This window comes from Pontibacter akesuensis (assembly GCF_001611675.1).
In the GTDB taxonomy this organism is placed as follows: domain Bacteria; phylum Bacteroidota; class Bacteroidia; order Cytophagales; family Hymenobacteraceae; genus Pontibacter; species Pontibacter akesuensis.
In genome coordinates, this window is the sequence record NZ_CP014766.1 from 2986300 (window position 1) to 3000349 (window position 14050).

The window sequence follows — 14050 nt, forward strand, 5'->3', positions numbered from 1 at the left end:
CTAATCCTTAATTCATAATTAAATTAAAGGTGTTCTGGAGTAAACTGGAAAGGCAGTAAGTCAGACACATTTCTGAAGCGGTAGAACTTTCCATCGGCAGCCTGCAGCAGCACGGGGATCGGCTCCTTTTGCTTAAACTCATACTCCGACATTACCTGCCGACAGGCGCCGCAAGGCATGGCGGGCAAATGGTGCTGCTCGTGGCGGCGGCGTGCGGTTACGGCCAAAAGCTTTATTTTAGCCTTGGGATGATGAGCGCTTAGGGCAAAAAGGGCGGTGCGCTCGGCGCAGAGACCGGAGGGATAAGCGGCGTTTTCCTGGTTGCTGCCTTCAAAGATGGTGCCGTCTTCCAGCACCAGGGCAGCGCCCACCAAAAAGTTTGAGTAGGGTGCATAGGCATCGTTGGCGGCCTCCTGGGCCAGTTGCATGGCCTGCTGCTCCTGTGCCGTCAGTTCCTGCGGCTCCAACACCGCTACACTTATTTGTACGTTCAGTTCACTTGCCATTTTGTCACAAGTAGGTTCAAATATTAGAAAAGGGCTATAAAATTACCCTTTATATCTGACAAAACCATAATAATTTGGCCATGGCTCGGGTAATTTCTATCTTCAAGCTGAACCCAACAGCACGCTATGAAAAAAATATTGCTTCTCGGAGCTGGTCGCTCGGCCTCTTCCCTCATCAGCTATTTACTCGATAATGCCCCTGCCGAAAACTGGGAGGTTGCGATCGGCGACATCAACGTGGCGCACCTGCAGCCCCTGGTGGAGCCGCTCGCTTTTGCCAAAACCATTACCTTTGATGTGCATGATACGGAGCAGCGCGCGCAGGAAGTAAACGCTGCCGACCTGGTAATTTCGCTGTTGCCGGCTGTCTTTCACATTGAGGTGGCCAAAGAGTGCCTGGCGCAGGAGAAGCACCTGATCACGGCCAGTTATGTGTCGGCGGCTTTCCTGGCGCTGCACGAGGAGGCACAGCAGAAGAACCTCACCATTCTGATGGAGTCTGGCCTCGATCCCGGTATTGACCACATGTCGGCCATGCGGGTGATCCGAAGTATAAAGGCGGCGGGCGGCAAGCTTACCACGTTCAAATCGTACACGGGCGGGCTGGTGGCACCCGAATCAGACAACAACCCCTGGAACTACAAGTTTACCTGGAACCCGCGCAACGTGGTGCTGGCCGGTCAGGGCACGGCAAAGTACATCAAGAAGGGACAGTACAAGTATATTCCGTACCATAAGCTGTTTAAGCGCACCGATACCTTTTATGTGGAGGGCTACGGCCATTTTGAGGGCTATGCCAACCGCGATTCGCTCAGTTACCGCGAGCCATACGAGCTGCTCGATATCCCGACGATGCTGCGCGGTACGCTGCGCCGGCAGGGCTACTGTGAAGCGTGGGATGTGTTTGTGCAACTCGGCCTCACCGACGACAGCTATGACCTGGACGGCTCCGACCAGATGACGTACCGCACGTTTGTGGAAGCCTTTCTGCCTCCTGCCAGTGCGGCCACGCAAAGTATGGCCGAGCGCATCAGCTTATACTTAGGCATCCCTGCCGATGGCGACGTGATGCAGAAGCTGGAGTGGCTTGGTTTGTTTGAAGAAACGCCTGTGGCACTGGCTGCCGCTACGCCGGCGCAGATTCTGGAGAAGATCCTGAAGGAGAAATGGACACTGGCGCCCGGCGATAAAGACATGATTGTGATGCAGCACCAGTTCGGGTATACCCTGAACGGAGAGCAGCGCGAGGTGACGTCTACATTGGTGGCCAAAGGCGACGATGAGGTGCAGACGGCCATGGCGAAAACAGTGGGTTTGCCTGTGGGCATACTTGCCAAGCTGTTGCTACAGGGCAAAATTACGCGCCGCGGCGTGGTGATTCCGATTTTCCCGGAGCTGTACGAGCCGGTATTGGATGAGCTGGAGGCGTACGGGATCAGATTTGTAGAGAAAGAGGTAGTGGGGGAGAAGGCAGGATAACATTTAGGAGAATGGGAAAGTAAAACAGAGCAGGTGAGGCAGGGTGTCTCGCCTGCTCTGTTTTATAGCAATCCCATGAATCAGGAAGAGCGCAAACGGCAAATAATACAGAACTACATCCAAGCCTACAATGCTTTTGATGTAGCGGGCATGATCCAGGATTTGCATCCCAACGTCATCTTCGAGAATAGAGCAGGCGGTGAGGTGACTTTTAGAACGGAAGGAATCAGTGCCTTCAGAAAGCAGGCAGAGCAGGCCAAAACTTACTTCACAGAAAGGAAGCAGCAACTGGAAAGTATAGACTTTCGTGGCGATGTTGTTGAAGCAAGTATAAATTACTGTGGCGTGTTGGCAGCAGACCTTCCCAACGGCATGAAAGCAGGCGATGAACTAACCTTGCAGGGCAAATCAATTTTCTATTTTAAGGATGGCAAGATCATTAAACTGCAGGACATCAGCTAAGTCAGTTCAGTAGCCATACTTGCAGGAAGATGATAAAAAGATATTCTGTGCCATGGAAAGCGATTGTAAGACCTCGCAGCATGCGCTGCTCCTGTGAGCGTCTGGGGCAAGCTCAAAAGGCCAGATAGTATTCCCGCAGCAGTTTTACAAAATCGTGTGTGTACGTCACCTTATCCTCCTCCCGAATAAAGAAATCCTGAATAGTGGGAGAGGCGGGAACCTTGAAAGTATAAGTTTGGATATGACGGATGCATTTGCCGCCGTGGTAGGTGTGAATTTGCAGTGTATCAGACAAGTATAAACCCGAGGCTTGGGCCAATTTGGCAAAATAAACAGCCTCGGCTGGAGGCAGCAGCAAGTATAAGTTCCCGCTTTCTGAAAGACGTTCGCGGGTAAAGATTACGATGTCCTCAAAAAGCAGTTCTCCGGTATGGCGGGCGGTATTATGGGCTGCGTCCGGCGACTTAAGGGAGGACAGGAAGAAGGGTGGGTTCGACAGGATGACGTCATACTTCGGCTGCTCCTCTTTGCTGAATTCCTGTAGGGAAACCGGGTGCAGGTGCAGCCGTTCTGCCCAGGGGCTGGCGGCAAAATTCTGCTTCGCCTGTTGCTGCGCCTCGGGGTTAATCTCCACAGCCTCTATACGTGCGTTACTCCGCTGCGCCACCATCAACGAGAGCAAACCCGTACCCGCGCCAATGTCCAGTATGCACTTCGCTTCAGCCACTTCCACAAAAGCCCCAAACACGCACGAGTCTGTGCACACTTTCATGGCGCACTTGTCCTGCTCTACCCGGAACTGCTTAAACTGGAAGTATGAATTGCGCACTGGTTAATTTTGAATGATTGAATAACTGAATGAGTGAATGCGTGAATTTATACTTTGACTTTCTTCTTTTGTCATCCTGTAAGGATCCTGTGGGCGAGCTGCAACTGCTTTTGCACTCCGCCACCAAGATCTTTCCAAGATGACAATTTATGCTTTGTCATACTTGTTTCACTCTCTCTCTGTCATTTCGAGCAGGGCGAGAAATCTATCTGGATTGTTAAGAAGACCTCTCCTATCGTCGACATGACAGGGAACGCAACATGTTGGGATAACCTAGCAGTGAATCAATCATGCTGAATTCAATTATTCAAAAGTCAGTTATTCAAAATTGAACTCAAACTCCCGCCCCGTTATACATGCCCGATTCAAAGCCTTCGTCGATGAGCAGGTTAGAGGACATGGCGCTGGCAACGGCGAGTTGGTCGCAACGCTCGTTTTCAGGGTGGCCGGCGTGGCCGCGTATCCAGACAAACCGCACGTTGTGCTTGGCATAGATGCGGAGGAAGCGCGCCCACAGGTCGCCATTGGCTTTGCCTTTGAAGCCTTTCTTCTGCCAGCCAAATACCCAACGCTTCTCCACGGCATCCACCACATACTTGGAATCGGAGTAAACGGTAACGGGCATGCCGGGCTTGGTGATGGCCTCCAGCCCCTTAATCACGGCCAGCAATTCCATCCGGTTGTTGGTGGTTTTTCGAAAGCCTTCGGACAGCTCCTTTTCGTGCTGTTTCCAGCGCAAAATGGTGCCGTAGCCGCCAGGACCAGGGTTGCCGCGTGAAGAACCGTCTGTGTATAGTTCGATCATAGTATAAGTGGTGAATGAGTGGTTGAGTGAATGAGAGAATAGATTATACTCACTCATTCACTCAACCACTCATTCAAAATTATAAATTCGTCTTAAAAAGTTTAATGGCGATGGCCAGCAGGATGATACCGAATACCTTGCGCAGTACGTTGGCGCCAGCCTTGCCGAGTTTGCGCTCAATCCAACTGCTGCCCTTCAGTACCAGGTATACGAACACCAGGTTTAGCACAATACCTACCAACACGTTTGGCAGCGAGTAAGCGGCACGCAGCGAAAGCAGCGTTGTCATGGTGCCGGCGCCTACGATGAGCGGGAAAGCCAGCGGTACAATGGAGCCGCTCTGCGACTCAGGGTCAGAATGGAAAAAGTCTTTTCCCAGGATCATCTCCAAACCGATCAGGAAAATGATAATGGCACCTGCCATGGCAAATGACTCGAAATCAATGCCGAAAAGCTTTAGGATGGACTGGCCCAGAAACAGAAATGCAATCATCAGCACACCCGAAATAACAGTGGCCTTCTCTGACTCTATTTTGCCTTCGCGTTTGCGGAGGTCAATGATGATGGGGATGGAGCCGACAATATCAATCACGGCAAACAGCGTGAGTGTAACCGACGCGATCTCTTTTAAACTGAACACTTTTTCGAATTATGAATGATGAATTAAGAATTATGAATGGGCGGGAAGCGTAAAATGGCTGCAAGCGGATACGCCCGCGTAGACACAGGTCAAGCGTAATAGTGCAGGAAGAAGCGTTTCAGCTCTTCGTACTCTTCGTCCTGTATGGCTGGGAAGTTGGCAATGCGCACGGTATTTCTGGCCCACTGGCCGTAGCCGTTTCCAAGGCGGATGTTGTGGTGCAGCGCCCGCTTTTTAATATCCTCTATCAGCCTGTCGTTGGCTTGCAGCGTGACTACGGTTTTAGAGCGCACCTCCTCGTTCTCCACCAGCAGCTTGATGTCGGTGAACTGTTCGAAGAAAGTATAGAGGTCCAGTGCCCGGTCGGTCAGGTGCTGATCAATGCCTTTGATAAACGGGCGGTCTTCGAGCATGCGCTTGAGCAAGTAAATGCTCAGCTCATTTGGCGTGTGCGTGGTCTGGTAATTGAGCATTTTCTCATGCATCGTTACCAGGCTGTTGTAATGCGCGCGCTCCCCCATGCGCTTGGCCCGAAGTATAGCGCGCGGAGAGCAGGCCATTACGGCAAGCCCCGGCGGCAGGCCGAAACACTTCTGCACTGATCCGTACCAGATGTCTGCCTTAATCAGTTTTAGGTTTAAGCCAGCCATGGAGGAGGTAGCATCCACAGCGATCAGCGTGTCGCGGTAGCGGTTGTGCAGGTTCAGGATGGTAGTAGGGCCTACCTGCGTACCGTTGGAAGTCTCGTTCTGCGTAAAGCAGATCAGTTCCGTGTCCGGGCTTACCTGCAGGTCGCTCACCGGCATGGGCTCGTTCACATCAAATTGAAAACCCTCAGAAGCCGGGCGCAGCTTTTGCGCGTACTGAAACCATTTCTCCCCGAAAGAGCCGTTGTAGATGTGCGAGCTTTTGTGCTTGGTCAGGCTCTGAATCAGGATTTCCCAGATCTCGGTGGCCGAGGAGGCATAAAAGATGTGGTAGTCCTGCGGGATGTTGAGCTTGCGCTTCATAGAGCCAACCACCGTACGCGAGAGCTGCACGAACTGCTCGCCCCGGTGCGGCGTGCTCAGAACACCCTCATCATAAGCGTCCACCATGTACTGGCGCACCTCAGGGTATACTTTAGACGGACCGGGATAGAAGTTAAGCATAGGAAGCAAGTTAATATAGTTTCATGACTATATTTTAAAATAATGTTAGTTTGACGAAAGTATAACGGCGCAAGTTTCAGATATCATACCCGAAAGCCCACTTGTTTTGGTTTCATCCGCTCAAAGTGCAGTAAAGCAAGCCGGTAACTTTCCAAACCGAAGCCGATGATGCTGCCAGCACAATGCGGGGCAATCATACTTTTGTGGCGAAAAGCCTCCCGCGCATACACATTCGAAATGTGCACTTCAATTACAGGTGTATCAATGGCCTTCACAGCGTCTGACAGCGCCACCGACGTATGGGTATAGGCTCCAGCGTTAAACACGATGCCCTTGTAGCTGAAACCCACCTCGTGCAGCTTATCAATCAGCGTGCCTTCGGTGTTCGACTGAAAGGTTGAAAGTTCCAGCCCCGGAAAAGCTTCCTCCAGCTCTTTGTAGTAATCTTCGAAGGAACGGCTACCGTACACCGACTTCTCGCGCGTGCCCAGCAGGTTCAGGTTCGGGCCGTTCAGGATGAGTATTTTCATTTCAGACTTCTCGCAAATTTCAGAAGCTACAAAGGTAAGGATTAACTACCTTTGCTCTATTCTTTAGAGGAATAAATTAGGGGCGGCCTGAGTGTGAAGCGTTCGTTTTGTGCTCCCATTCATAATTCCTAATTCATCATTCATAATTCAGAAAGTGAACTGGCGCATCAGCATAAAGCAATTCGAGGAGTACCTGAAACTGGAGAAATCGCTTTCGCGGCACTCAGTGGAGGCTTACGTGCGTGATGTGCGCAAGCTGATCGATTTCCTGGATCTGAAGGGAATGCAGGTGAGCCCTGAGGAGGTGTCGCCGGCCATACTTCGGGAGTTTCTGCAGTGGGTGAATGAACTGGGCATGACACCGCATTCACAGGCCCGCACGCTGTCGGGTATCCGCGCTTATTACAAGTTCCTCATCATGGAAGACATGATGCAGACTGACCCCACCGACACAATTGAAGCCCCCAAACTAAGCCGTAAACTCCCCGATACGCTTGCCTTCCACGAGATTGAGCAACTGCTGGCCGCCATCGATCTGTCTACGCCGGAGGGCGTGCGCAACCGCGCCATGCTCGAAACACTTTACAGCTCCGGACTGCGTGTGTCTGAGTTACTCGATTTGCGCATCAGTAATTTGTATGCCGATGCTGGCTTCCTCAAAATTGCCGGTAAAGGCGAGAAGGAGCGCCTGGTACCGATTGGCCGCGATGCGCTGAAGCATATCAACCTGTACCGCGAGGGCATTCGCTGCCACCTCACTATTAAAAAAGGACACGAAGATATCCTGTTCCTGAACCGGAGGGGCACCAGCATGTCGCGCATCATGGTGTTCACCATCATCAAAGACTTGGTGGCCAAAGCCGGCATCCAGAAAACAGTGAGCCCCCACACGTTCCGCCATTCCTTTGCCACCCACCTGATAGAGGGCGGCGCTGACCTGCGCGCCGTGCAGGAAATGCTGGGCCACGAGAGCATCACCACCACCGAGATCTACACCCACCTCGACCGAGACTACCTGAAGCAGGTGATCAAAGACTTCCACCCGCGGAGCTAAATGCCTTGTCGGGCTAGGTTTGTATTGTAAAGATTCTATATTTGTAAGTACAGCAAGTATAAATGCTGGGCATTCTGTGCCGGCATAACTTTAACAACCAAACAAACTTAAATTCCATGGAAGTAGTCTCTTCTCCTTCGGCCAAGGTACCCCCTCCCAAGCCCGCTCCTGATTTAGCATTAAGCCTGAGCGGCACCTGGTTACCGGGTGTAGTTCCTGCTCATCATAATACTTTTTTTTAGGGATAAGGAAGGGGTGATAGCCGAGATATTCAGACTGCTTGCCATCATCATGATATCCTGGCTACTAGGGTTATTGATGGCAGATTTTTTGAGGCGCCGCCAGTATTACGGTATAGCCAACTTTCGGATTATAGGCAGCAATACCAGGTACTCATTTATAGGAATAGGTGCATTTAAGTGGATTGTAACCAAAACTTTTTATCGCCACCTGAATCAGAATATAAAGTTAAGCGCCACGCCCACTTTGGATGAATGTACTGAGGTGCGAAAGGCGATGACGCATTCTGAGTGGTTGCATAGGATAGCCTTTTGGCTGGTTGTTACAATTGGTATTCCTATAACACTGGTGCAGGGGCTATATAGACAGGTGGTGCCGCTGCTGCTGCTCAATGTTATACTTAACCTCTATCCCGTTTTACTGCAGCAGTACAATAAGCGAAGGTTGGATAAAGTCATTCTCGGTGTAAAGAAACATCAGTTAGCCGCACTAAGGTAGTGTAAGCCACCTTATACTTTCAAATTAACATCTCTACTAATCATGTAGTTTTGGTTCTATTCGCATTGCATTAGCAGTATTGTCACCTGTAAGTATAATTCAGGAGTTAATTACTAGTGATGAATGGTAGTTTTTGAAATTATATAAATAAAAATTATAAGTATTTATTGAAGCTTCTACTGAATATTCCTCATAAATTAGGTCTGTGATGTACCTTTTCTCTCTTAACAATGAATAAGAATTTAAGTCATTTATTTGAAATAATTAATAAGGAAAAACGAACTATCATAGGCCTTATGTCTGGCACTTCACTGGATGGCCTTGACATTGCGCTGTGTGAATTCAGCGGACATGGATTGGAAACCAAGGTTGTTGTTCGAGCCTTCGAAACCATGGCTTACGGAAGTGAATTCAAAGAAAGTATAAAATCCATATTTGCTAAGCGGCAGGTAGACCTAGAAAGAGTTTGCCTTCTGAATGCTTTCATCGGAAGTTATCATGCCGACCTTATCCTGAATTGTTTACAAAAGTGGGGAATAGCCCCAAGCGAGGTAGATGCTATTGCGAGCCATGGGCAAACCATTTACCATGCCCCGCTTTCGTTGCACCAGCAGCATAACATGCCTAACGCTACGCTGCAAATAGGAGATGGCGATCGTATAGCAGTAAAAACTGGCATACTTACTTTAAGCGATTTCAGACAAAAGCATGTTGCTGCCGGAGGCGAAGGCGCTCCTTTGGCCGTGTATGGGGATTACCTGTTATTTTCAGAAAAAGGGCAGGACCGAATCATGCTAAACATAGGCGGAATTGCCAATTTTACCTTTCTGCCCGGCGACCTTAACACAGACAGAATTTTTTCTACGGATGTTGGGCCCGGCAATACCTTGATGGATGCTTATGTGCAGGCGAATTTACCTGGAAAATATTATGACGCTAACTCAGAGATTGCCCTAGCCGGCACTTGTAGCAAACCTTTGTTAGCCGCACTGCTGGACCATTCTTTTTTTGCACAAGGGTTCCCTAAGACCACGGGCCCAGAACTGTTCAACCTGTCATACTTAGCGAATGCGCAAAAGACTTCTAATACAAAGGGTATCTCGGTACAGGATGTTTTAGCTACCCTTAACCGATTTTCTGCCATTGGCATTTGTGATGCCATCGAGAGAACCGTGCAGAAAGACAGCTATAAAATATTTGTGAGTGGAGGCGGTATGCACAACCCCCTATTGCTTTCGAGTATAAAAGAAATTCTAGGACAAGATACCATAAGCGACACAGCAGAACTAGGCGTTTTACCCGATGCCAAAGAAGCCGTGCTGTTTGCCACACTCGCTAATGAAACGCTAGTAGGCAATGGTCTCAGCTTTGGTCAGAACCAAACCCGCTTACCTTCTGTGCACATGGGTAAAATAAGCTTTCCTGAATAAATTAAATAGCCTGGATATCTTTAATTTTTAATACATTAGGTGTTGGTTTTAAAGCAATTGTACTATGAAGAAAACTTACTTCAAAAGGGCTGCCAGCTTAAGGGCAGCGTTGCTATGGACGTTCCTGCTAGCCTTGGTTCAGCAGGTTGTGTTTGCACAGGCAACAAACAACTATACCCTTACCGGTACAGTGGTAGATGAGCGAACAAAAGCGCCGCTTATTGGCGTGATTGTAAAGCTGGGAAATAGTAACACGGCCACTGCCACAAACGTGGATGGCAACTATAGTCTGGTCCTGAATGTACCTGCCGGCACATACCCTGTAACATATTCCTATTTGGGCTATCAACCTACCACGAGGTCAGTAGTGCTTGGTACTTCACCGGCTGTAACGCAGGATGTAACGCTAAAAGAGGACATTGTGGGTTTGGATGAAGTAATCGTAACGGGTACCTCAGTGGCAACGAGTAAAAAGCAACTGGGGAATTCCATTTCAACGGTATCCGGAGAGGTTCTTGAGAATAGTATAGCCACTTCCGTAGATCAGGCCCTGGCCGGTAAAGTGGCCGGTGCCCAAATTACCCAGAACTCTGGCAACCCTGCCGGAGGTATAAGTGTGCGCCTCAGGGGAACTAGTACGGTAGTAGGATCCGGAGATCCGCTTTACATTGTAGATGGCGTTATCATCAACAACTCCTCTGCTGAATTGATTGACTTAGGAGGGTACGCCCAAAACCGTTTGGTAGATATTAATCCGAACGATATTGAGCGTATGGAAATCATTAAAGGAGCTGCAGCGGCGGCCATTTATGGCTCAAGAGCCAGCAATGGGGTGGTGCAGATCTTCACCAAGCGCGGTAAAGAGGGGAAACCCAAAATAAATGTTTCCTCCCAATTTAGGGTGAACGAGGTGCGGAAAACACTGGATTATAATGATCATCCGTTCCGTTTTGTTAATAACCTCGCCTCTGATCTAACGCAGGAGCCAGTACAACGCTACGATTTTCAGGATAAGATTTTCCGTACGGCCTATGGTTCTGAGAATAACGTATCCGTATCGGGTGGCAGTCAGAATACGCAGTATTTCATGAGTGGAAATTACCTGATCAACCAAGGGATTATCGACAATACAGATTTTGAAAGAGCTGGAGTCCGTCTTCGCGTTGATCAGACCCTGAATAGTTGGATTTCGATTTCAGTGGGTGCCAACTATGTACTAAGCACTAGTTCTGAGATTCCGAATGGCGGTTTAAGTGAGGCTTATGGTGCGTTAACCGGTTTTATCTTCAGTAATAATTTTATTAATCCTGATCCGGTAAATGGTGTTTTTCCATCAACGGCCCCATCCTTTATTAGAAGGACCAATCCGCTGGAGGCAATCGAGCGATTTGATTTCAGACAAAGAACAAACCGTTTTATTGGTGATTTTCAGGTGAACATGACACCGCTCAAGGGCATGAACATCAATTATACTTTGGGATATGATAATGCTACCCAAATAGCTACTGGTTTTATTCCTGTTCGCAATACCACGCCTTCTTACGATGCCGGCTACTCACGCCGGGCCGACAGAACTTCGTATTTCCTGAACAACGATTTAAACATCTCCTATCAGACAAAACTGGCAGACTGGTTAGAGTCGACTACGGGAGTTGGTGCAACTGCCCAAGTAGAGAAAGCCTTTACTACTGGTATTACGGGAACACAGCTAGGCCCGATTGCACAGGTTTCTACTAGCGGCGCGACGATTGTTTCCGGGGAAAGTAGGAGTGACATTAGCATACTTGGCTTTTTTGCGCAACAAACCTTTGGCTTTGGCGATCGCCTGTTCCTAACCGGTGCTGGTAGGTACGATGTGTCTTCTGTTTTCGGGGTAGAAAACAGGTGGCAATTTTACCCGAAAGTGAGTGGCTCTTACCTCATCTCTAATGAAAGGTTCTGGAAAAGTCTAGAAGACGTTGTCCCTATCTTAAAGCTTAGGGCCTCTTATGGTCAGGCAGGTAATTTAACGGCTATTGGCGCTTTTGACCGATATACCAACTATACACCAGTTGCTTTGCCAGGTTTACCGGGAGTAATCTCATCTACCCTGCTGGGCAATGCCGGCATCAAACCAGAGCGACAGGTTGAAACAGAGATTGGGGCAGACGCCAGCTTCTTTAATGGCAGGCTGGGCTTTGAATTCACAGTCTATCAAAAAGATGTAGAGGACTTGCTTCTGTTTGTGGGTTTAGCGCCTTCCAGTGGCTTCGTTAACCAATATGCCAATATCGGAACAATGACAAATAAAGGCTTTGAATTGTTGTTGACGGGAGCGCCAGTTCAGAGTGAAAATTTCAAGTGGACTTCCACTGTCATTTATTCCCGAAACGAAAACGAGGTGAACAATATTCCGGGCGGTGTGCTCACTTTCCCGGGTGGTTTCGGGCAGGTGGCTGCTGTAAACGGGTACCCGATCGGGGCGTTTTACAGTACTTATTTCGCCCGCAATGAAGATGGTTCGCTACTGTTAAACGCGGCTGGTTTGCCTCAGGCAGAACGCGTAGGCCGCAATCCGGAGACGGGACAGCCAGCAGGTGCTACCAAGCCGAAAGTAATTGGCGACCCCAACCCGGATTGGACAGGTTCTTGGATAAATGAATTGTCAGTAGGAAAAGGGTTGTCGTTCAGAACACAGTTTGATGCTTCCTATGGCTTTGATGTTTTCAATTTTACCCGCCGTGTGGGGGAGCGTGATTTGTATGGTGGCTTAGCTGGTTATGAGCCAGAGTTAAGAGGAGAAGTGCCCAAAGGTACCTCTGCTGCTTTGTTTGGTATATTTGAAAACTACATAGAAGACGGATCTTTCATCAAGCTAAGAGAAGTTTCTGTTGCTTACGAGTTTAGGCCAGCGTTCTTAGGAAGCTCTGTTGTGCGGTTAAACTTAGCAGGTCGTAACCTCTTTTCGATAGATGATTACAGTGGCTACGACCCGGAAGTAAATGCTGCTGGTCAAACTAATGCCGTGCGCGGGTTCGACTTTGTGGAGGTGCCGATACCAAGAACTTATGCCTTAGGCGTAGCAGTATCCTTCTAATCTATTTTATTTAAAACGACTAATCGTATGAAAAATATAAGTTCTTTATTTAAGGTGGGTGTCCTCTCGGCCGGGCTGCTGCTTACCAGTGGTTGCGAACTGGATATCACTAATCCCAATGCCGCCAGCGACAAGGAAGTGCTTTCATCCAGAGACGGTATTATTGCCCTGAGTGTAGGGGTAAGGCAGTTTTATTCTACCTCAGGGTTAGAGGCTGCTTATCTGTACACCGCCGTTACTGGCAGAGAACTAAAAGGCGTGGCTACGTTCACCAACATCCTGGAATTAGAAGCTGGAGGTGCTGCCTTGCCTACATTTAATGGCAACATCCTAAACCTGTGGTCCAGGATGCAGCGCACAATGAGCATGAGCGAGCAGATTCTGGAAAACGCACCTAACATTCCTACTTTAACGGGAGGCACCCTTAGTGGTGTTCTGGCGCAAGCTCACTTTTTTAAGGCGGTGGCGTTAGGTACGTTGGCCTCTTCTTTTGAACAGGCAAATACCGAAACAAGCGCTACCGGAAACGTAACCTTCAAGCCTAGAGCAGCAGTACTGGCGGAGGCTATCTCTCACTTGGAACAGGGAATAGCCTTACTCGATGCAAATCCAGTTTCTCCCGAGTTTACTGCGCTGGTGTCAGGCCCGGCCTTTAACTTAAAGAACTCCCTGTACGCCATGAACGCCAGGTATAATTTATATGCAGGTAACTATGCCGCAGCCATCACAAATGCAAACCTGGTTGATCTGTCCGTAAGGTCTGAATATGTGTATAGTACCTTAAGCGTAAACCCTATCTATAATACCATTTTTGTGCTGGCTTATTACAGCCCACGCGATAAGTTTGGCCTGCCGGCAGAATTGTTTGAGGCAGGGGATGAACGCTATAACTTTTACTTCTCTGAGCCAAATGCCGTTGTGAACGGAGACCCTGTAAAAACATTGAAGGGGTTCTTCAATACCCAGACGTCAAGCATACCTGTTTACTTACCAGACGAAATTAAATTAGTGAAGGCAGAGGCCATTTTACGTAGTAATGGTTCTTTAACAGAAGCGCTTGGTTTAATAAACGAGGTGAGAACTCAGGCATCCGGGGATATTTTTAGCGTAAATGCTGCTTTGCCAGCTTACAGTGGGCCGGTTACGGTCGAAGCACTGTTGTTGGAGGTATACAAGCAGCGGTCTGCAGAGCTCTACCTATCCGGGCAGCGGTGGGAAGACAACCGCAGGTTCAACCGACCAGGCCCCCTGGACCCCATGCCGGAGCGAAACAGGAATTTTTACCCCTATCCGGATCAGGAACGTATAAATAATCCAAATACGCCAGCAGATCCAGCTATTTAACAGTAG

At 48.9% G+C, this 14050-nt stretch carries 13 protein-coding genes; 7 read left to right on the forward strand and 6 right to left on the reverse strand.

All coding sequences use genetic code 11. From position 1 onward, the window contains the following. Positions 1-23: 23 nt before the first annotated feature. Positions 24-506 carry a cytidine deaminase gene (cdd, locus tag A0W33_RS12800; protein WP_068838519.1) on the reverse strand — a complete coding sequence of 161 codons (483 nt, stop codon included), beginning with the start codon at positions 504-506 and terminating at the stop codon, positions 24-26. A gap of 126 nt (positions 507-632) precedes the next feature. Here cdd and A0W33_RS12805 point away from each other — a divergent pair, with 126 nt between their 5' ends. Both A0W33_RS12805 and A0W33_RS12810 read left to right on the forward strand, forming a co-directional pair. Continuing rightward, a complete protein-coding gene (locus A0W33_RS12805; protein WP_068838521.1) occupies positions 633-1985 on the forward strand; it encodes a saccharopine dehydrogenase C-terminal domain-containing protein in 1353 nt (450 codons plus the stop codon). A gap of 75 nt (positions 1986-2060) precedes the next feature. Beyond that, on the forward strand, positions 2061-2447 hold the full coding sequence (locus A0W33_RS12810; RefSeq protein WP_068838523.1) for a nuclear transport factor 2 family protein: 387 nt from the start codon (positions 2061-2063) through the stop codon (positions 2445-2447). Between the two features lie 112 nt (positions 2448-2559). On the opposite strand, the gene A0W33_RS12815 is transcribed toward A0W33_RS12810, so the two are convergent. The 5 genes from A0W33_RS12815 to aroQ all read right to left on the reverse strand — a co-directional run bounded on the left by A0W33_RS12815 (position 2560) and on the right by aroQ (position 6402). After that, positions 2560-3276 (reverse strand): tRNA1(Val) (adenine(37)-N6)-methyltransferase, encoded by a 717-nt coding sequence (locus tag A0W33_RS12815; RefSeq protein WP_082815228.1) that lies wholly within the window; start codon positions 3274-3276, stop codon positions 2560-2562. Positions 3277-3610: 334 nt separating this feature from the next. Beyond that, complete coding sequence (gene rnhA, locus A0W33_RS12820) at positions 3611-4081, reverse strand: ribonuclease HI (protein ID WP_068838524.1); 471 nt, start codon at positions 4079-4081, stop codon at positions 3611-3613. A gap of 79 nt (positions 4082-4160) precedes the next feature. Then, on the reverse strand, positions 4161-4721 hold the full coding sequence (locus A0W33_RS12825; RefSeq protein ID WP_068838526.1) for a MarC family protein: 561 nt from the start codon (positions 4719-4721) through the stop codon (positions 4161-4163). An 89-nt stretch (positions 4722-4810) separates the two neighbouring features. Further along, positions 4811-5872 (reverse strand): aminotransferase class V-fold PLP-dependent enzyme, encoded by a 1062-nt coding sequence (locus A0W33_RS12830; RefSeq protein WP_068838528.1) that lies wholly within the window; start codon positions 5870-5872, stop codon positions 4811-4813. Between the two features lie 83 nt (positions 5873-5955). Next, on the reverse strand, positions 5956-6402 hold the full coding sequence (aroQ, locus tag A0W33_RS12835) for a type II 3-dehydroquinate dehydratase (RefSeq protein ID WP_068838530.1): 447 nt from the start codon (positions 6400-6402) through the stop codon (positions 5956-5958). Positions 6403-6556: 154 nt separating this feature from the next. On the opposite strand from aroQ, the gene xerD reads away from it, so the two are divergent. From xerD to A0W33_RS12860, 5 genes are all read left to right on the forward strand, one after another. After that, the gene (xerD, locus tag A0W33_RS12840) at positions 6557-7456 is read left to right on the forward strand and encodes a site-specific tyrosine recombinase XerD (protein ID WP_068838533.1); all 900 of its coding nucleotides are present in this window, start codon (positions 6557-6559) and stop codon (positions 7454-7456) included. A 291-nt stretch (positions 7457-7747) separates the two neighbouring features. Next, positions 7748-8194 (forward strand): glycosyl-4,4'-diaponeurosporenoate acyltransferase CrtO family protein, encoded by a 447-nt coding sequence (locus tag A0W33_RS12845; RefSeq protein ID WP_139237169.1) that lies wholly within the window; start codon positions 7748-7750, stop codon positions 8192-8194. A gap of 230 nt (positions 8195-8424) precedes the next feature. Beyond that, the gene (locus A0W33_RS12850) at positions 8425-9624 is read left to right on the forward strand and encodes an anhydro-N-acetylmuramic acid kinase (protein ID WP_068838537.1); all 1200 of its coding nucleotides are present in this window, start codon (positions 8425-8427) and stop codon (positions 9622-9624) included. Between the two features lie 64 nt (positions 9625-9688). Next, positions 9689-12700: a SusC/RagA family TonB-linked outer membrane protein gene (locus tag A0W33_RS12855; protein ID WP_068838539.1), complete on the forward strand. Its 3012-nt coding sequence runs from the start codon at positions 9689-9691 to the stop codon at positions 12698-12700. A gap of 27 nt (positions 12701-12727) precedes the next feature. After that, positions 12728-14044: a RagB/SusD family nutrient uptake outer membrane protein gene (locus A0W33_RS12860; protein ID WP_068838540.1), complete on the forward strand. Its 1317-nt coding sequence runs from the start codon at positions 12728-12730 to the stop codon at positions 14042-14044. Positions 14045-14050: the final 6 nt, after the last annotated feature.